The 20,139-nt window shown below is 60.9% G+C and carries 13 protein-coding genes and 3 pseudogenes; all 16 read left to right on the plus strand.

Annotation, left to right across the window (positions count from 1 at the left end):
• Positions 1-10 precede the first annotated feature (10 nt).
• Positions 11-230 (plus strand): annotated as a pseudogene (locus EOB49_RS36940) (hypothetical protein); the annotation flags it as partial.
• Positions 219-1,142: pseudogene (gene fni / locus EOB49_RS12990) on the plus strand (type 2 isopentenyl-diphosphate Delta-isomerase); the annotation flags it as partial. The pseudogenes EOB49_RS36940 and fni, both read left to right, overlap by 12 nt.
• A 515-nt stretch (positions 1,143-1,657) precedes the next feature.
• Positions 1,658-3,959, plus strand: a pseudogene (locus EOB49_RS12995) (prolyl oligopeptidase family serine peptidase).
• An 833-nt stretch (positions 3,960-4,792) separates the two neighbouring features.
• Positions 4,793-8,062, plus strand: a complete 3,270-nt coding sequence (locus EOB49_RS13000) for a Ulp1 family isopeptidase (protein ID WP_245472678.1) — start codon at positions 4,793-4,795, stop codon at positions 8,060-8,062.
• Between the two features lie 206 nt (positions 8,063-8,268).
• Positions 8,269-10,293 (plus strand): conjugal transfer protein TraG, encoded by a 2,025-nt coding sequence (locus EOB49_RS13005; RefSeq protein ID WP_024502848.1) that lies wholly within the window; start codon positions 8,269-8,271, stop codon positions 10,291-10,293.
• A 116-nt stretch (positions 10,294-10,409) separates the two neighbouring features.
• Positions 10,410-10,823, plus strand: coding sequence for a CopG family transcriptional regulator (locus tag EOB49_RS13010; RefSeq protein ID WP_095488561.1), 414 nt, complete (start codon positions 10,410-10,412; stop codon positions 10,821-10,823).
• Positions 10,820-11,788 carry a P-type conjugative transfer ATPase TrbB gene (gene trbB / locus EOB49_RS13015; protein WP_024502850.1) on the plus strand — a complete coding sequence of 323 codons (969 nt, stop codon included), beginning with the start codon at positions 10,820-10,822 and terminating at the stop codon, positions 11,786-11,788. Before EOB49_RS13010 ends, trbB begins: the two co-directional genes overlap by 4 nt.
• Before the next feature lie 12 nt (positions 11,789-11,800).
• Positions 11,801-12,109, plus strand: coding sequence for a TrbC/VirB2 family protein (locus tag EOB49_RS13020; RefSeq protein WP_126057781.1), 309 nt, complete (start codon positions 11,801-11,803; stop codon positions 12,107-12,109).
• On the plus strand, positions 12,109-12,381 hold the full coding sequence (locus EOB49_RS13025; protein WP_024502852.1) for a VirB3 family type IV secretion system protein: 273 nt from the start codon (positions 12,109-12,111) through the stop codon (positions 12,379-12,381). The genes EOB49_RS13020 and EOB49_RS13025 overlap by 1 nt, the downstream gene beginning before the upstream one ends.
• Entirely contained in the window at positions 12,375-14,825 is a 2,451-nt protein-coding gene (gene trbE, locus EOB49_RS13030; RefSeq protein ID WP_126057782.1) for a conjugal transfer protein TrbE, read from the plus strand. Before EOB49_RS13025 ends, trbE begins: the two co-directional genes overlap by 7 nt.
• Complete coding sequence (gene trbJ, locus EOB49_RS13035; protein ID WP_024502854.1) at positions 14,822-15,547, plus strand: P-type conjugative transfer protein TrbJ; 726 nt, start codon at positions 14,822-14,824, stop codon at positions 15,545-15,547. Before trbE ends, trbJ begins: the two co-directional genes overlap by 4 nt.
• Before the next feature lie 33 nt (positions 15,548-15,580).
• On the plus strand, positions 15,581-16,903 hold the full coding sequence (gene trbL, locus EOB49_RS13040; protein WP_127317705.1) for a P-type conjugative transfer protein TrbL: 1,323 nt from the start codon (positions 15,581-15,583) through the stop codon (positions 16,901-16,903).
• Positions 16,904-17,635, plus strand: coding sequence for a conjugal transfer protein TrbF (trbF, locus tag EOB49_RS13045; protein WP_126063930.1), 732 nt, complete (start codon positions 16,904-16,906; stop codon positions 17,633-17,635).
• A 1-nt stretch (position 17,636) separates the two neighbouring features.
• Complete coding sequence (trbG, locus tag EOB49_RS13050) at positions 17,637-18,662, plus strand: P-type conjugative transfer protein TrbG (protein ID WP_127232321.1); 1,026 nt, start codon at positions 17,637-17,639, stop codon at positions 18,660-18,662.
• On the plus strand, positions 18,659-19,873 hold the full coding sequence (locus EOB49_RS13055) for a TrbI/VirB10 family protein (RefSeq protein WP_126057785.1): 1,215 nt from the start codon (positions 18,659-18,661) through the stop codon (positions 19,871-19,873). Before trbG ends, EOB49_RS13055 begins: the two co-directional genes overlap by 4 nt.
• A gap of 12 nt (positions 19,874-19,885) precedes the next feature.
• Positions 19,886-20,128: a DUF2274 domain-containing protein gene (locus EOB49_RS13060; RefSeq protein WP_126057786.1), complete on the plus strand. Its 243-nt coding sequence runs from the start codon at positions 19,886-19,888 to the stop codon at positions 20,126-20,128.
• Positions 20,129-20,139 lie beyond the last annotated feature (11 nt).

Raw genomic sequence — 20,139 nt, forward strand, 5'->3', positions numbered from 1 at the left:
GCGTCCCCCAATCCTGCAACGCATTCACCCGAGCCTGCGCGACACCAGCGCCCGAAAAAACGCTGATCGTGGCGTTCTATCGCGAACTGGCGCTGCTGTTCTGGCTAGACGATTGCAACGACGTTGGCCTGATCGCGCCGGAGCAGCTCGCCGCCGTGGAGCAGGCGCTGGGGCACGGCGTACCGTGCGTTCTCTCCGGATTCGAGGGCTGCGCTCAGCTGCGCGCTTCGCTGGTGCTGGATCGGCGAACGGCGCCGGCCACGGTGGCCGCTGGCTGGGAGTACATCCATTTCGAACACTGCGCACTGCCCGAGTTGGACCTGACGCAGATCGACCTGCGCGCCTCGCTGCTGGGCAAGGCTATGCGCGCGCCGCTGCTGATCAGCTCTATGGCCGGCGGCATGCCACGGGCCGAGGCCATCAACCGGCATTTGAGCGAGGCAGCGCAAGCCTTGCAGATCGCCATGTGCGGTTCGCAGCGTGTGAGCCTGCAATCCCGTAACTCCCAGGGGCTAACGCGCGCGCTGCGCCGCCTGGCGCCAGACATTCCCTTGCTGGCCAATATCGGCGCCGCGCAACTGCGGGAGGCCGACGGCCTGGACCTGGCGCGTCGCGCGGTGGACGCGCTGGAGGCCGATGGGCTCATCGTCCATCTCAATCCGCTGCAGGAAGCGGTACAGCCGGGAGGGCGACCGCGACTGGCGCGGCGTCCTGGCGCTGATCGCTGGCGCCGCGCGCATCGTGGGCGTGCCGATCGTGGCCAAGGAAGTGGGGGCGGCCTGTCCGCCTCGGTGGCCTGTGCGCTCGTCGAGGCGGGCGTGGCGGTAATCGATGTCGCCGGCGCCGGCGGCACCAGTTGGGCCGCAGTGGAGGGCGAGCGCGCCCGCAATGCCGCCGACCGTGCAGTGGCGATGTCATTCGCCAATTGGGGGATTCCCACCCTGACCAGCGTGCAGGCGGTGCGTCGGGCGCTGCCAACGGTGAAGCTGATCGCGTCGGGCGGGATCCGCGATGGCGTCGACGTGGCCAAGGCCATCCGCCTGGGCGCGGACATCGCCGGGCAGGCGGCCAGCGTGCTGGGCGCGGCGACAGTGTCCACCGAGGCCGTTGTCGCGCATTTCGAGATCGTCATCCGCCAGTTGTTGGGTCACCATCAAACCAATTTGACGCCCCGGGACAATATCGTCCGGCATTGTCCGGTGTGCGACGATGTTGGGGATGCGACATAGGCGGATTGCCGTGTATTAAACCGCTTTTCCTTTGGCACGCATATTGCGCCCTATCGGTAAACCTCGTCATGGGCCGGCGGCAATCGCTCGGAGATTGTCGAAATAGCACAATCTGCCGGGGTGACATCCGGCCCGACTAGAGCAGGACCTTTCAGATGATGCAGAAAAGCAAGCGGCCATACTCGCGGGGAAATAGTCGCGTCAGGGCTGCATGGACGCTCTTTCCTGGTTGTTTCGGCGACGGACGCCAACTCTTCAATCGGCACCCGAACCAGTGCCTGGATGTCCAAGGAGCGCCCCTGTTGCGCGTGCCTGGCTGCACCCGCGTGCTGGCTCTCCTCCAAGGCGACGCTCGGCGCTGCTGCAGACCGGCGACGAGAACCCAACTTCAAAATTAGCATTCCGAAAACCGAAAGAAGTGAACAGGTATGTCCAGGATCGGCGCTTTGACGCGCGCGGCATGGCGATCGGCAACTCAGACGCTGGCCAAGGGTTCGAAAAGTTTACACCCGACGCTAGCGCCGGCCGATTTCAAGCGCGCACTTACGATCAACGATCGATATGGCGGGCTCACTGTCAATGTCCCCAAAATGCCTTTCTGGCTGACCGGGGGTGAAGCCTTCGTCTACCGCCGGACTAGCCACGGCGAGCAGCAGTTCATGCAGGTCGATGCTGCCACGGGTTTCAAGCGGCCCGCTTTCGATCAGGCGCGTCTGGCGGCAGCGCTAAACAAGGTGAGCCATGAGAGCTATCAAGCCGGCAATCTTCCGTTCGACCGTTTCGAACTGAGTGAGGATGGTCGCAGGCTCGACTTCCAGATTGAAGACACCCGGTGGAGCTGCGACCTTGCAAGCTATGACTGTACCAGCACCACATTCGATGCAAGGAAAGGGGACCGTAGGGAGCTCAGCCACCGCTACACGCCGCCAGCGGAGAACAACCCCGACAAGAGCAACGCGTCGCCCGACGGCAAATGGATCGCCTATATCAAGAACTGCAACGTTTTCCTGCGCAGCGAGGACGGATTGCAGGATGTTCCTCTGAGCCGGGACGGAGCCGAAGGCAATTGCTACGTCTTTTCGACGCTGAGCTGGTCGCCGGACTCGCGCCACCTCGCCGCTTACCTTGTTCGCCCCGGCTATAGGCGAGAGGTCCGCTACCTCAATTCATCGACGGACCAGTTGGAGCGGGAATATTCAACAATATTCTATCCCAGGCCGGGCGATGTCCTTCCGCTGCCCCAGCCAGTCCTGTTCGACATTGCCGGCCGGCGCCAGATCGTGATTGACGGTGCCCTCTTCTCGAACGTCTTCGAACTTTCCCCTCTCCGGTGGTGGGCGGACAGCCGCGGCTTCACTTTCGAATATAACCAGCGCGGGCATCAGCTCTATCGCTTGGTCGAGGTAGACGCCGCCTCGGGCCGCGGGCGCTCCCTGATCGATGAGACCAGCGAGACATTCGTGGATTATTTGCCGCTGGGGCATGGCCAGGAGGATGCCGGAAAAATCTTCCGTTACGATGTCGATGACGGGAAGGAGATCATCTGGGCATCAGAGCGCGACGGGTATGAGCATTTGTATCTTTTCAACGGCCGGACAGGCGCGCTCGAAAACCAGATCACCCGAGGTGAGTGGGTCGTCCGGAGGGTCAACCATGTCGATCCGGTGAAGCGTCAGATCTGGTTCGAGGCGAGCGGGATGAACTCGCAGGAGGACCCCTATTGGGTCCATGCTTACCGCATCGGCTTTGACGGCAAGGGACTGACTGCACTGACGCCCGAACCGGCCAACCACCATATCGAGTTCTCGCCTGACAGGCGCTATTATGTCGATCTCTGGTCACGCATCGATCTGCCCCCGCGCATGGCACTCTACCGCGCCAGCGACAATGCCAAGCTCCAGCAGATCGAGACGGCCGACATTTCCGAGCTCGTCGCCGCAGGCTGGCAGCCGCCGCTCAGTTTCCATTCCAAGGGGCGCGACGGCAAAACTGACATCTGGGGCGTGCTCCACCTCCAACTTCGACCCGACGAAGAAATACCCGGTTGTGGAGAATATCTATGCTGGACCCCACGGCTCCTTCGTCCCAAAATCCTTCTCGCGGTGGACAGAGCCGCTCACGCAGCTGGGCTTCGTCGTTGCTCAGATCGACGGCATGGGCACCAACAACCGCTCCCGCGCCTTCCATGATGTTGCTTGGAAGAATCTGAAGGACGCAGGATTTCCCGATCGCATTCTGTGGCACAAGGCGGCGGCCGCGCAATATCCATGGTACGACATATCCAACGTCGGCATTTTTGGCGCATCCGCCGGCGGCCAGAGTGCAGTCAGCGCGCTGCTCTTTCACCCCGATTTCTACAAGGTCGCCGTCGCCAAAAACGGCTGCTTCGACAACAGGATAGACAAGACCTGGTGGAATGAACTGTGGATGGGGTGGCCGGTCGGCATTGAATATTCGCAATCCTCCGCCGTTGACAATGCTCACAGGCTGCAGGGCAAGCTGATGATCGCGGTCGGCGAAATGGATGATAATGTCGATCCGTTTTGCTCGTTCCAGCTTGCCGATCGACTCATCAAGGCAGGAAAAGATTTTGACATGGTCTACGTTCCTGGTGCCAATCACCATACTCTAGGCACCTACACCGAGCGCAAACTCCTAGACTTCTTCGTTCGCAACATTCTCGGTCAGACCCCGCCCGACTGGAACAGCAAACCGATCGAGCTGGAGTAGCTTGTGGCTCTTGCAATTGTTAGCTCGCCTTATCGGCTGTAATCAGGGCGAGGCGCGAGCAAATCTGCACCGAAGGACGATCGTGGAGTCTAGGACTTGCGCTGCGTATTGAGGATAGGCTCGCCGCGACGTTGGTCTGAGCAAACTGCTTGATAGGCACGCCTGCAGACCGCGTGTGTGCGATTGCAAGATCCCCTATCAGCCTGGTGTGAAGCGTTCAGGGGAAAAGCCGCACCCAACGCCGCTTCCGCTCGCCGTAACGCTACGGCGGTGCGGCCCACCCGATCCGCTCGACGAGCATAGGAACACATAGGTCCCCGAACGGACGATTACCTTGGCAATAGAAGACCCTCGTCGGTCATCGCCGCTGTGGGTGGCAGCCCGTCGGTCTGGAGCTGCCACGATTCTCATCCTCGCGTCACATATGAGCTGAAGCTTTCCGGATCGGGTATCCAATCGGCATCCAGTTGCTCGGCGATATGGTTGAATTCTACCTCAGGACAAGAGTGAGTAGAGCAGCCCCGCTACGAAAATCCTATCCTGGTTCGTTTGACGCATCGACTATTCAGATTGATTGGCGTGATACCCGGCGCGGCCGCAACACGCTAGGCCGTCAACCGCTGAGCAGAAAACCAGCCTTCGCCTTCCGCGGCGGCGGACCTCGTCAGCCTTTCGAAAGCTTGCCTGAGTAGGTTGCTCATGTGATCTGTGGAAGTGAGGCTAGCGTGCACCCGTACAAACTGGACATTCATCGTAGCAGCTTGGCTGCAGGTGCAGCACGCCGTACCGCACGAGCAAGCGGACAAGCCGGCCAAGCCGGTTTTGAGCAGCACTTGGGCGAATTGCAGGCGGCGGATGAGTTGATGAGTGCACCAGGCGAGGATGTCCTCGTCAATGGCTCGCATGGCAAAGGTGAGTTGAGACCAACGAAGAGGCAGAGGATCCAAAGCAATCTGCAGCATGCTGTGACTGAGCGGCAACCAGGTCAGGTTGGTGACTCAGGCGCTCGCGCGATGATGCAACTCCCTGCCCATCAGGTGGGTACATCGGAACGGGAGGCGCAGCTCGCGATGCAGGGGGATGAGCACGAATACACCCCAGCGCCGCATCTCGATGGGTCGATGCCCTCGACAGTGCAGCCGGATCGTCCAATTGTGGCCCCCGACGGTGCCGACAAGCGTCCTGTTTATTCCAACGATGCCACCGCCATCGAAGGGCTGAAGTCTGCACTCCTTGCGGGTAAAGCCAGGCCGGACACGGTCACTCGCAGCGCAAATTCTCTTTTCGGCTTTAGTCGTTGGCTCTTTCAAAACAAAAAGCCAGGGTTTGCTGCTCGGCTTTACCATCCGTCGCTGAGCCAGGATCTCGAGGAGTACGAGAGTAGGGGTGGTTCCTCCACAGTGGCTGGCGCACTGCGTCAACTGATGAAGCCGATAGGCGGAGCCGCCCCGATTGTGGGTCGCGCTGTCCTGAACCCCCATCCTGACGACGCCGCGCTCACTAGACATTTCAGATCCGCGAGCGGCTACGCAACTGCTCTTAACCATTTCAGTCATTACCTACGTCAAAATGACAAGCTCGGGATTGCGGGCCGGATTTACGATGAATCGCTGGATAAAGATGTTGAGAGCTACAAGGCCGCCTCCTCTACTCGTGGAGCTCCGATCGAATCTGCACTGGTTTATATCCGCAAGCACCCGCCGCGCGTTATACTCGGGAGTCATCTGGAAAACGCGGTCAGCATGGAGGCTCGTCCCCGTGGCGACGCTGCTCAGCATACCGCACCACAGCAGGGATTCGATTGGCCAGAGGAGCTCCTGCCGGTAGGTTATAAGGAGGGCACCGATCTACCATTGTCTCTCGCCCCAACCGCGCACCAACACCAAGCACCCGACTTTGGAGAGGCCGTCCCTCACTTGAACTGGCGCCACGGCGACCAGGGCGCCCCGGAGGGGCTGGTAGCTGCACGGGACAGGAGCAGCCCGCTGCCAAGCGAGGCGGTGCCACATAAATCTGGACGGGGACTCGCTACGCAGCCCAGATTGTGGGCGGAGAAATCCGCCTCGCCAGAGCTCTTTCGACGGCGGGCGGAGCAGGCTCTGCCGGCGTCCGCCAGAGGTGTGGAGACATCCTCCGCGGTTGATGAAGCCGCCGCTCGCCAAGCTTTGGCTTGGTTGCAGCAGGAGATGGAGGGGATCGAACCGATGCAGGATCCTCATAAGGTGGCTACACCGGAATCTGAGGCGCAGCTCGTCAGGCAGAGGGATGAACACGAATCCACCCCAGCACCGCATCCCGGAGCTGGTGGTTCGATGCCCTCGACAGTGCAGCCGGATCGTCCAATTGTAGTCCCCAACGGTTCCGACAAGCGTCCTGTCTATTCCAACGATGCGACCGCTATCGAAGGGCTGAGGGCAGCATTCCACGCGGGTAAGGCCAGCGCGAACACGGTCACTTTCAATGTAAATTCTCTTTTCGGCTTTAGTCGGTGGCTCCTTCAAAACAACAAGCCAGGGTTTGCTGCTCGGCTTTACCATTCGTCGCTGGATCAGGATCTCAAAGAGTATGAGAGTACGGGTGGTTCCTCCACCGTGGCTGGCGCACTGCGTTACCTCAAGAAGTCGACAAGCGGAGCCCCGATTATGGGTCGCCCTCTCGTGATCCCCTATCCTGACGATGCCGAGCTCATTAGAGATTACAGAGCCGCTTCGACCAAGGAGTACCTGGCAGCGCCTGCGACCGGACGGAATCCAGATACCGTGGGCGGCTATACAAATTTTCTTAGACATTTTAGCCAGTATCTGCGTCAAAATAACAAGCCTGGGATTGCCGCTCGGATTCACGACAAATCGCTGGATAAAGATGTTGAGAGCTTCAAGGCTGTCTCCTATGGTAATAGACTAAGTATCGGTTCTGCATTGGCTCACCTCCGGGATATCCTGCCGCGCATTGTGCTCGGGCGCGAAACTGTCCTTGCTGCTCATCCGGCAGACGCAGTCACCAGGCGCGTTGGGGCCGCTGCTGAAGCTGGGCCAGCGGCACCGGCAAGAGCTCCCCAACCCGCCTCGCCAGCAACCGCTAAGCTGCCAGGCACCTACCGCGGCCTTCCACTGGTTGATGTGACCACACTGACGACCAGTTCCTCTGGGGCTCAGATCGGGGCGCTCGATCCGACAGCCCCGTCCAACGTTGCAACGGGGCGGGTGCTCGGCGCCGCCGAATGGCTGAGCGACGCCCATGTCCAGAGAGATTACAATTTGCTGGAGCGGCAACTGCAGGGGATCAATCCGGCGCTCGCTGCCCGGACTCGGCTGGTGGATCCTTCCGTATCCCATCTACTGCGACACACGTCGCCGCAAGACGCTCGAGGCATATTGCAGTCCATCTATAATCAAAACAACGCCACAGCCGACTTCCTGTTCTTGCCAGTGAATAATGGCACGGCTACTAGCCCCGGCACCCATTGGTCGCTGCTGCTCGTTGATCGCCGCGACCCCGAAAGGCGGTTCGCCTATCACTACGACTCCCTCCAGCGAGAGGGATATAACGACGTGCCTGCAAAACAGCTCGCAGGACTGCTGAATGCTACCTTGGCGCCAGCCCCCATGGCCAGACAGACGAACCATTATGATTGCGGCGTATTTGTCCTGGAGGGCACGTGGGCGCTGGTTGAACGATTGGTGAAAGGGCAGCGGCCAGACCACGAGCCGCTGCCCCTCGACAACCTCGTTGCCGATCGGCAGGCGCTGCAAGACCGGCTAAGGAGGCCCTTGCCGCACGAGGAAGAGCCGCGGCAGCTGCTGGAGGATGAACCCGCCTCCCCACCGATGATGGCATTCGAGCCAGGGGAACTGCGGCAACTGTTGGAAGACGAGCCTGACTCCCCACCAATGATGGCGTTCGAGCCAGGGGAACTGCGGCAACTGTTGGAAGACGAGCCTGCCTCCCCACCAATGATGGCGTTCGAGCCAGGGGAACTGCGGCAACTGTTGAATGATGAGCCTGCCTCCACTTGGGCACAAATCAATTCGACCCCACATGCGCGAGCGGACGGTGTTCATCAGCCAGCCCAGGCGCCCTGGCTCCCTGAACGCAGAAGATAACTTTGCGGAGGAGCGGTCACGCAACTGTCGGCGGCGCCGGGCCTCAGGGTGAATGGAGAGGATGGTGTCGCGTGAAGGCGCAACACGCGTGCTGACCGACCTGCATAGTAGGAAGTCGTTCATTGCTCCCAAATCGTATGTGAGGAACATTCCTGTCCCGGCTGCACCGCGCGATGCTAGGTCGCGTTGTTCAGCGGGCCAAGCCGATGACACCTACGAAGCTACTGATCGGGCAGATCGCCGTTGTGTGCGCAATTGTCATTATCGGCGTATGGACGGCAACCCAATGGTGCGCTCAAATGCTGACCTACCAGACGCCTCTCGGCGCACCATGGTTTCTCTTCGCCGGCTGGCCAATCTACAAGCCGTGGAAGCTGTTTGAATGGTGGTTCCACTTCGATGCTTATGCGCCGGAGGTCTTCGACAAAGCCGGTACGCTTGCAGGCGCCAGCGGATTCCTGGGCTGTGCCGCCGCAATCGCAGGCTCGCTTTTGCGCGCGCGACAGCGCGGGTCGGTTACGACCTATGGGTCTTCACGGTGGGCCACGACTCATGAGGTCGAGACGGCAGGGTTGTTACGGCCGGCGGGCGTTTTCCTCGGTAGGCTGAACGATCGCTATCTGCGCCATGACGGCCCGGAGCACGTCATGGCATTTGCGCCGACGCGTTCGGGCAAGGGCGTGGGGCTGGTTGTTCCAACGCTACTTTCCTGGACCGGGTCTGCCATCATTCATGATATAAAAGGCGAAAATTGGCAGTTGACCTCCGGCTGGCGGTCGAAATTCTCGTACTGCCTTCTGTTCAATCCGACCGACCCGAGATCGGCACGCTACAACCCGCTGCTGGAGGTGCGCAAAGGCCCAGATGAGATCCGGGACGTTCAAAACATCGCCGACATCCTCGTCGATCCCGAGGGCGCGCTGGAGCGACGGAACCACTGGGAGAAGACCAGCCATTCACTCCTAGTTGGCGCCATTTTGCACGTGCTCTACGCTGAAGAGGACAAGACGCTAGCCCGCGTCGCCACCTTCCTGTCGGACCCGCAACGCTCGTTTGCCGCAACGCTACGGCGGATGATGACGACAAACCATCTCGGGACGGGGCATAACCCTCAGGTCCATCCCGTAGTGGCCTCGGCGGCTCGCGAACTCCTGAACAAGTCGGAAAACGAGCGCTCAGGCGTCCTCTCGACCGCCATGTCCTTTCTTGGGCTTTATCGTGATCCAACGGTCGCGGCGGCCACTTCGTCCTGCGACTGGCGCATCGCTGACCTAGTGGATGGAGAGCGACCGCTGTCGCTCTATCTGGTCGTGCCGCCTTCGGATATCTCGCGCACCAAGCCTTTGGTGCGACTGATCTTGAACCAGATCGGCAGGCGGTTGACGGAGCGTCTGGAGGGGGACCCGAAGAAGAGCCGTAAGCATCAGCTGCTCATGATGCTGGACGAGTTTCCGGCGCTCGGTCGCCTCGACTTCTTCGAAACGGCGCTCGCCTTCATGGCAGGTTATGGCATTCGCTCCTATCTGATCGCACAATCTTTGAACCAGGTTTCAAAGGCCTATGGCGAGAACAATGCTATTCTCGACAATTGCCACGTGCGAATTGCCTTTTCCTCCAATGACGAACGCACGGCCAAGCGCATCTCGGATGCCCTCGGCACCGCAACCGAACTTAGGTCGATGCGCAACTATGCGGGCCATCGGCTTGCGCCCTGGCTTTCACATGTCATGGTGAGCCGCCAGGAAACCGCGCGCCCGCTCCTGACGCCAGGCGAGGTGATGCAATTGCCGCCGTCAGACGAATTGGTCCTGGTTTCTGGGTTGCCGCCGATCCGCGCCAAGAAGCTGCGCTATTATCAGGATCAGAATTTCACAGATCGGGTGCTGCCTGCGCCGGTGCTGCACGACGGACCCTATGCGGACTGCCCTGCATCACGCCCGGACGGCTGGACTGGACAAGTGTGCAGCGTCGATAGCCGACTTGCTGCGGACGAGGAAAGCGCCGACGCGCCAGTTGAAGACGAGGGAGGCGTTCAGCAGCAACGCCATCCAAGCCTGCCCGAAGAAGACGTTGTTGTCTCTCAAGAGCCCGATCAGGCCGATCTGTACAAGCCCGCAGACGATGACAGCGAAGCGCTCGCGGACAAGCGTGTCATGGATCGGATTTCCACTGCGGCCCGCGCCTACGGTATCAACGAGGGCAGGGGCGACGATGTCATTCCCGGCTTCTGAAGTCCGCTGAGTTGCAGAGCGCACCTCAGCGTAGATAACGGCCATAAGCAATTTTGAGCGTCTGGCCGATGCTTCTCCCGTCGCCGGCGCAACGCCGGGCCGTCGGAACGAGCCGCATGAAGCCGCACCGCATTCGCCATCAGTTTCTGCTTGAGCCGGAGCTCAGCGAGAAACTGGACAACCTCAGTCGCGATCCGTCAACGACCAAATCAGCGATCGTGGCGAAGGCGATCGAGGCGTTCATCGAGCGGCGTGGCGAGAGCGAGTTCGATCGGCGCTACGGCGTAAGGCTTGACCGGCTCTCCCGCGATCTTGCCCACGTCAGGCGCGATTCCGAGGTGATCCTGGAGAGCCTGGCGCTCTTCATCCGCTTTTCGATCACCCTTCACGCCCACACGCCGGTCCCGGATCGGGCAACGCAGGCTATTGCCCAAGAGCGTTTCGAGAAATTCGTTGAGAAGGTCGGCCGCCAGATCGCTTCCGGCAAAAAGTCGCTTAGCAAAGACAATGGTGGGGGAGGGGAAGGATGAGCTCTCATCCCGAGGCCGACCACCGGCGGCGTGTCATGCTGCGCACCGCCATGGGTCCGGCAATCACCGAAGCCCTGGCCGATCCGTCCGTCATCGAGGTGATGGTCAATCCCGACGGCGCGCTGCGACTCGACCGGTTAGGCGAAGGTCGGGTCGATACCGACGTTCACATGCACCCGTCCGAGGCAGAACGTATCATCCGCCTGGTTGCTTCGCACGTGCGCGCCGAGGCGCACGCCGACAACCCGATCGTCAGTGCCGAATTGCCGTCTGGCGAACGCTTCGAAGGCCTGCTGCCACCTGTGGTGTTGGCGCCATGTTTTGCCATCCGCAAGCCCGCCGCGAAAGTCTACACCCTGGCCGACTATGTTGCCGAACGCATCATGCTGCCGCTGCAGGCCGATGCGCTGAAAAAGGCCGTCCGCGAGCGGCGCAACATGCTGATCGCCGGCGGCACTTCCTCGGGGAAGACAACACTCGCCAACGCTCTGCTTGCTGAAGTCGCCGAATGCGACGATCGGGTGATCCTGATCGAGGACACACGCGAACTGCAGTGCGCGGCCAGGGACTGCGTTGCCCTGAGAACAAGGCGGGGCTCGGTCACCCTTGCCGATCTCGTGCGCTCGACGCTGAGGCTCAGGCCGGACCGCATCATCGTGGGCGAGGTGAGGGGCGCGGAAGCGCTCGACATGCTGAAGGCATGGAACACCGGGCACCCAGGCGGCATCGCTACCGTACACGCCAATTCCGCGCGCTCGGCTCTCTATCGCATTGAGCAACTCGCCCAGGAAGCGGTGGTCACCGTTCCCCGCCGGCTCATCGCTGAGGCGATAGATCTGATCGTCTTCATAGCGGGACGCGGCTCGTCGCGCCACATCGACGCAATCGCCGAGGTCACCGGTCTCGACGGCAGCGGCGATTACGCCGTTGCCCCGCTCACGCTTTCGCAACTCCAGCAGCTTTGAAAGGCCTTCCTCATGCGCAAGAAGCTTCGCTTTCTTTCGTCCACAGCGCTCGCGTTTCTTAACACGGCCCCGGTTTATGCCGCCGGCTCCGGCATGCCGTGGGAGCAGCCGCTGCAGCAGATCCTGGAGTCCGTGCAGGGACCGGTCGCCAAGATCGTTGCGGTGATCATCATTATCACCACCGGCCTGACGCTTGCCTTCGGCGACACCGCCGGTGGTTTTCGGCGCCTGATTCAGATCGTCTTCGGTCTGTCAATCGCCTTCGCGGCATCGAGCTTCTTCCTCTCCTTCTTCTCCTTCGGTGGTGGGGCGCTCGTCTGATGGCCGCCGGGGAGCAGCATATCGAGGGCTTCGCAGTACCGGTCCACCGGGCGCTGACCGAGCCGATCCTGCTCGGCGGGGCTCCGCGCGCGGTGGCGATCCTCAACGGTACAGTGGCCGCGGCCATTGGCTTCGGCTTGCAGCAATGGATTGCTGGTCTGGTGCTTTGGATCGCAGGCCACTCGTTAGCGGTGTTTGCCGCAAGACGCGATCCGGACTTCGCCAGCGTGCTTGTGCGCCACCTACGTCTGAAGGGGTGGCTTGCATGCTGAACCTTTCGGAATATCGAAGCAAAGCCGACCGGCTTGCCGACCATCTACCCTGGGCTGCCTTGGTGGCGCCCGGCATCGTGCTCAACAAGGACGGCAGCTTTCAGCGGACGTTGCGGTTCCGCGGCCCGGATCTCGAAAGTGCGACGGAGGCTGAACTCGTCGGCATTTGCGCCCGGGCGAACAATGCTCTCAGACGCCTTGGCTCTGGCTGGGCATTGTTCTTTGAGGCCGAGCGCACAGAAGCGCTGGGCTATCCGAACTCGCATTTTCCTGACGCCGCGTCGTGGCTGGTCGACGAAGAACGCCGCGCTGCTTTCGAGGGGAAGGTAGCGCACTACGAGAGCCGCTATCATCTGACCTTGGTGTTTATGCCACCGCCGGACGCCCAGGCGCGCGCAGAAAGCGCGCTCGTCGACTCTCATTATTCCCGAGGAGAAAGAGACTGGCGCCAGGATCTGGCGAGGTTCCGTGACGAGACCAACCGCGTGCTCGATCTCTTCTCGGGTTTCATGTCCGAAGTACGCGTCCTCGATGATGCTCAGACGTTGACCTACCTCCACGGCACGATTTCGCCTCGTCGCCATCCTATCATGGCCCCGGAAACGCCGATATATCTGGATGCAATCCTGGTCGATGCGCCGCTTACCGGTGGCCTGGAGCCGATGCTGGGTGAGCAGCATCTTCGCACACTGACCATCCTCGGCTTTCCGAACCTCACCCGGCCCGGAATCCTCGATACCCTCAATCATCAGGATTTCGCCTATCGCTGGATGACGCGCTTCATTCCGCTCGAGAAAACGGAAGCCACGAAGACGCTGACGCGATTGCGCCGGCAGTGGTTTGCCAAGCGCAAATCGATCGTGGCAATCCTACGCGAGGTCATTACCAACGAGCCGGTCCCGCTTGTCGATAACGATGCCGACAACAAGGCGCTCGATGCCGACGAAGCCCTTCAGGCATTGGGCGGTGATCATGTGAGTTTCGGCTATCTCACCACCACCGTGACCGTGTGGGGCGAGGATCGCCAAGCCGCTGCAGAGAAGCTTCGCGCGGTCGAGCGCATCATCAATGGGCTCGGCTTCACCACGATCCGAGAAGGCGTCAATGCGGTCGAGGCTTGGCTCGGCTCATTGCCTGGCCATGTCTACGCTAACGTTCGCCAACCGCTCGTTCATACATTGAACCTTGCCCATCTCATGCCGCTGTCGTCGGTTTGGGCCGGTCCTGCGACAAACGAGCATCTCGCGAAAGTCACCCAAACCGAAGCGCCACCGCTTTTCGTTGCCGAGACCAGTGGGTCGACACCGTTTCGGCTTTCCACCCACGTCGAAGATGTCGGCCACATGCTGGTTGTTGGTCCGACCGGCGCCGGCAAGTCGGTTCTGCTTGCTCTGATTGCTCTGCAGTTCAGGCGCTATGCCGGCGCCCAGGTTTATGTCTTCGACAAAGGCAATTCGGCCCGTGCTGCAACACTTGCCATGGGTGGAGAACACCACGCGCTAGGAGCGGACGGTTCCCTTGCCTTTCAGCCACTGCGCAGCATCAACGACCAGGCTAGCCGAAGCTGGGCGGCCGAATGGATCGCCAGCCTTGTTGCCCACGAGAACGTCACCGTCACGCCGGAGGTGAAGGAGGCTATTTGGTCAGCGCTGGCCAGCCTTGCCACCGCGCCGGCGCAGGAACGCACACTGACCGGTCTTTCGGTCCTGCTTCAATCCAATGCGCTGAAGACCGCATTGATGCCCTACACGCTCGACGGTCCCTTCGGCCGCCTGCTCGATGCCGATCATGATGGGCTGGCCTTGTCGGATGTGCAGTGTTTCGAGACCGAGGAGTTAATGCACAGCCAAGGCGCTTTGCTGCCGGTGCTTACCTATCTGTTCCAGCGACTTGAGGAACGGTTCGACGGACGGCCCACGCTGATCATGCTCGACGAGGCGTGGGTCTATCTCGACAATCCGCTGTTCGCCGCCCGCATCCGCGAATGGCTGAAGGTGCTGCGAAAGAAGAACGTGTCGGTTGTCTTCGCTACGCAGTCGCTGGCTGATATCGCGGGCTCTGGCATAGCGCCGGCAATCATCGAAAGCTGCCCGCAGCGCATTTTCCTTCCCAATGATCGTGCCGTGGAACCCCAGGCGCGCACAGCCTACGAGCGCTTCGGTTTAAGCGAGCGGCAGATCGAATTGATCGCCCGCGCCACGCCGAAGCGTCAGTATTATCTGCAATCGCGCCGCGGCAACCGTCTGTTCGAGCTCGAGCTTGGCCCCATCGCTCTTGCGCTTTGCGGTGCTTCCGATCCGGCCACGCAGACTCTGATCGACAGGATCATGTCCGAAGACGGGCAAGGCAGCTTTGCCTCGCAGTTCCTGATCGCGCGCGGCCTCGATTGGGCCGGCGAACTTCTCAAGCAATTCCCTCAACCAGACAAGGAGCAATTCTCATGATGCGGCGACGCCTTCTCTCCGGCCTGATCACCGTTTCCCTGATCGCCAAGCCTATGGCCGACTATGTGCAGCCCGCCTACGCCCTTATCGTGTTCGATCCGTCCAATTATGCGCAGAACGTGCTGACGGCCGCGCGCGCATTGGAGCAGATCAACAACCAGATCCAGTCGCTGCAGAATCAGGCGACCATGCTGCAGAACATGGCGCGCAATCTTCAGCGTCTGGATTTCTCTTCCGTTGGCCAACTCACCGGTTCACTCCATCGCATCGACGGCTTGATGGACCAGGCGAGTGGCCTCAGCTTTGATCTGGGCAAGCTTCAAGACCAGTGGCGCAGCCAATATCCGGAAAGCTACGACGCCACGATCAAAGTCAGCGATGTGGCGAGTGCTGCGCGGGAGCGTTGGCAAACCGCCATGCAGGCGTTCCGCCAGACCATGGGTGTCCAGTCGCAAATCGTCGAGAACGTCCGCGCCGACGGCGATCTGCTCGCCGATCTCGTCAACCGCAGCCAAGGGGCGGCCGGTGCGCTTCAGGCAAGCCAGGCCACCAACCAGCTGATGGCGCTTTCGACAAAACAGCAGATGCAGATCCAGACGCTGCTCGCAACGCAGTTTCGAGCTGAGGCCGAGGATGCCGCCCGCAAGGCCCAGTCAGACGAAGCCGCCCGCGAGATGACGAAGCGGTTCTTGGGTACCGGCTCGGCTTATCCCGGCAATTAATCACGAGTTCATCACGACGAGAAAGGCAGCGGCATGAACGACCTTGGCGTCATCGATCGCTTCATGGAGACCTTCATCCGCTACATCGACAGCGGGTTCGGTCTGCTATCGGGCGACCTCGCCTTCCTCACTACCATTCTGATCGGCATTGACATCACACTTGCCGGCCTGGCGTGGGCGCTCGGCGACGAAACCAGCGTTCTCGGCCGGCTTGTCCGCAAGGTGCTCTATGTTGGCGTCTTCGCCTTCATTCTGAACAATTTCAAGAACCTCGCCGATATCGTTTATCGTTCTTTTGCCGGTCTCGGGATTAAGGCGTCGGCCGGCAATCTGTCGGCAGACAATCTCTTGCGCCCGGGCCGCATTGCCGCGACCGGTTTCGAAGGTGCTTGGCCAATGCTTGACCAAGCCAGTCAGCTCCTGGGCTTCCCGGAAATCTTCGGCAACGCACTGACCATCTTCGTGCTGCTGATGGCCTGGTTCCTGGTTATCATCGCCTTCTTCATCCTTTCCATCCAGCTTTTCATCACCATCCTAGAGTTCAAGCTCGCCACGCTGGCAGGTTTTGTTTTGGTTCCATTCGCACTTTGGAACCGTTCAGCGTTCCTGGCCGAACGCGTGCTCGGCCATGTTATCTCGTCAGGCATCAAGGTGATGGTGCTCGCCGTCATTGTCGGTATCGGCTCCACGCTCTTCGGGGAGTTCGCTTCCGCATTGCAAGGCAAGGAGCCGGATCTTGCCGGTGCCATGTCCCAGGTACTGGGCGCACTGGCACTGCTTGGCCTTGGCATTTTTGGGCCGGGGATCGCGTCGGGTCTCGTCTCAGGCGCACCGCAGCTTGGGGCGGGCGCCGCCCTCGGCACGACCGCGGCGGCAGCGGGTGTATCACTCGTTGCTGGAGGCACAGCATTTGCTGGCGCGCGTATGGCAACCAGCGGCGGTCTCGCCGCCATCCGAGCCGGCACAACAATGGGATCGGCTGCTTCCACGTCATGGCAGATCGGGCGCGCAACCTCGCCCGACGCTGGCCTCTCCGGTGTGGCTGCTGGAATGCATGGTGTAACCAGTGCAGCTGGCGGCGCCGCTATACGCATAGCGCGATCCGCCACTGCAAGTGTTGGGCGCAACGCCGATGCCGGGCGCGATGCCGCGTGGACCGCGACCGGCGGCGCGCCGACAGCGTCAATGACCGAACGCTCTGCCGGTTCGGCCACTGTTTCGGCGCCGACGTGGGCAAGGCGCCTACGTTCTGAACAGACCGCCCGGGCAAATCGCCACGCTGCCATGCAAGCTGTCCGAGACGGAGACCGGCCGGGAGGCAGCGCCAACCCCTCTCTCAACGACAAGGATGACTAGATGCTCTTCAAGCGACCCGTGCACCGTTACGGCAAAACACCCGAACCGGTCACGCCGTATCAAAAAGCCGCCCAACTGTGGGACGAGCGCATCGGCTCATCTCGACTGCAGGCCAGGAACTGGCGGATCATGGCCCTTGGCTGCCTGGCCTTGGCGACCGGGCTTTCCGGCGGACTCGTATGGCAGTCGATGCAAAGCCGTGTCGTGCCTTATGTCGTCGAGGTCGATGGCTTCGGCGAGACGCGCGCCGTCGCGCCGGCGGTCCGGAATTATGAGCCCTCGGATGCTCAGATCGCCTGGCATCTCGGCCGCTTCATCCAGAATGTCCGTTCCGTTTCCACCGATCCGGTTTTGGTTCGGCAGAACTGGTTGGCAGCGTACGACTTTGCTAGCGATCGCGCAGCGCTCTTCCTCAACGAATACGCCAAGGCGAACGACCCCTTCGGTCAGATCGGAACGCGCAGTGTTTCGGTACAGGTCACCAGCGTGGTCAGAGCCTCCGAAAGTTCATTCCAGGTCAAATGGACCGAGCAGGTGTTTGAGCGCGGAAGCCTTGCCAGCACGATGCGCTGGACTGCGATCCTCACGATCGTGATCCGCTCGCCAAGCAATACGGATCAGCTGCGCAAGAATCCGCTCGGCGTCTTCATCAATGCCATTGACTGGTCACGCGAGCTCGACAGCGCCGTCCCAGCCCCCCTTTCTCCGACGGAGTCCACCAATGAAAGGTAAAATGTCACCGATTCGTGCCGTGCTGATCCTATCGGTGTCGGCAGCGGTCGTTTCCGCTTGTGCATCGAAGAAGGTGCCGCCGCCTGAGATTTCCTATGACGCTGCCGACTTCAAACCGGCCGCGATCGAAAAAGCGCCGGAGAGGCCGATTAGAATTGTCGAGGTGCCAAAACCACTGCCGCTGCCTGGCCAAATGCAGCCCGAGCCCGGCAAGGCCGAGGACAAGCGCCCTCCTGAAGAACGCGTCGCTGATGCCAACAAAGCCGCGACCCAGCAACCCACCAAGTACGGGTATGTTAATGCAGTGCAAGTCTACCCCTTCACCGATGGCGCGCTTTATCAACTCTATGCCGCGCCGGAGCGCGTGACCGACATCGCTCTGCAGCCGGGCGAGAAACTAACCGCCGTGTCGGCTGGCGACACCGTGCGCTGGGTCATTGGCGATACCGCAAGCGGCACCGGTGACAATCAGCGCACCCATGTTCTGGTAAAACCCTTCGCGCCGGGTCTTGCCACCAATGTCGTCATTACGACGGACCGGCGGACCTATCATTTGCAGCTTCAAAGCACCGAGAAGACCGCAATGGCGGCAATCTCCTGGACCTACAGCCAAGACCAGATCATCGCGCTTCGCCAGCGCAATGCTCAAGCCGAGGCAGTTACACCGGTCGCGTCGAACATCGCGCTCGAAAACCTTCGCTTTCGCTACTCAATCAGTGGCGACACACCGCCCTGGAGACCGACGCGAGCCTTCGACGACGGCAGCAAGGTCTATATTGAGTTCCCTCGTCGCATAGATCAGGGCGAGGCGCCACCACTCTTCATCGTCGGCGCAGATGGGAGCAGCGAGCTCGTCAACTATCGCGTGCGCGGCAACTATTACATCGTCGATCGGCTCTTCGCCGCGGCCGAACTTCGCCTCGGCACCAAGCGGCAGCAGGTGATCCGCATCAGCAGGATTGACGGCAGGCAACCGCAACGGCGGATCTCGCTCTTTCGCGGCAGCCGGCGAGGTGAGGGCTCATGATCGAAAATTCCCGCTCTGGCATCCCGCCGAAACTGGATCCCGAGGAACTGCAGCTTCGGGCCTCTCCCCGCCGCGTGGTGCGGTTCAGGCGCGGTGTGATCATCGCTATCGCAGCGCTCGGATCCGGCGCTGTCTTCGGCGTTACCATGATCGCCCTCCAGGGGCCGGCCCTTCGCATCAGGGATCAGGCGGAAGATCTCTACAACACTGAGCGCAAACCAACCGCCGAGGGACTCGATACGCTTCCCCATGACTATTCCGGCATGAAGCCAAAGCCTCCCGTCCTTGGGCTACCTTTGCCGGGCGACCTCGGCCGCCCCATCCTCGAGCGGCAGCGCCAGCTCGGCATCGTGCCGGGCCAAGACATCTCGGCCGAGGAGCAGCGTCTAGCGCAGCAGGCGATCGAAGCGCGTGAATCGCGGGTGCTTTTCCGCGTCGAAAATCGAGCTCAACAGACAGATGTCGGAGAGAGCGTGCAAACTGCTCAGCATCCATTTGAGGCGCTTCCCCAATCCGAAGCAGGACGCGCGTCAGCCTCGGTGGCGGCGGCGGAAGGCGACCAGAACAATCAGCAGCGAAAGCTTGATTTTCTCAGCCAGCGGAGCACTGGCGGGATCTACAATCCGCATGCGCTTCAGACGCCGATCTCGCCATATCAACTGATGGCTGGCAGCGTGATTGCCGCCAGCCTGATCACCGGCATCAATTCCGATTTGCCGGGCCTTGTCGTCGCGCAAGTCACCGAAAATGTGCACGACACGGTCACGGGCAACATATTGCTGATTCCGCAGGGCTCACGTCTTATCGGCGTCTACGACAGCGTCGTCGCGTTCGGGCAAAAGCGAGCGCTGCTGGTCTGGCAGCGCATTCTGCTGCCCGACGGCTCGTCGGCCGAAATCGACAATCTGCCCGCGAGCGACACCGCCGGCTACGCAGGGCTGGAAGACAAAGTCGATTTCCACACTTGGCAGATGATCAAGGGAGTGGCGCTTGCCACATTGCTCGGTGTCGGCACAGAATTCAGCCTCGGCGAAAACGAGAGCGATCTGGTCAAGGCGATCCGGGAATCAGCCCAGCAGAACGCCAGTCGAGCCGGCCAGCGCATCACCGAAAAAAACCTCAATATCCAGCCCACCATCGTCGTCCGCCCAGGTTGGCCACTGCGCGTCATCGTGCACAAGGACATCGTGCTGCGGCCATACGCCAGTTGAGCAGGAGTTATCATGGCTGACCTGAAACTTGGAAAACTTCCGGACCGAACAGCTTCGAAGATCACCATTACCGTCAGCGCGGAGCTGAGCCAAACACTCAAGGAGTATGCTGCACTTTACCGTCAGACCTATGGTCAGTCTGAAACCGTGGCAGAACTCATCCCTTTCATGCTGGCGGCGTTTCTGGAAGGCGACCGAGCCTTTGCCAGGGCCAGAAAAGAACGTCTGCCGACGGAGCTTGCCGGAAAATCGTGACTCCTCCGCTA

Origin of the sequence: Mesorhizobium sp. M7A.F.Ca.MR.148.00.0.0, assembly GCF_003997735.1 — a bacterium.
Classification (GTDB): domain Bacteria; phylum Pseudomonadota; class Alphaproteobacteria; order Rhizobiales; family Rhizobiaceae; genus Mesorhizobium.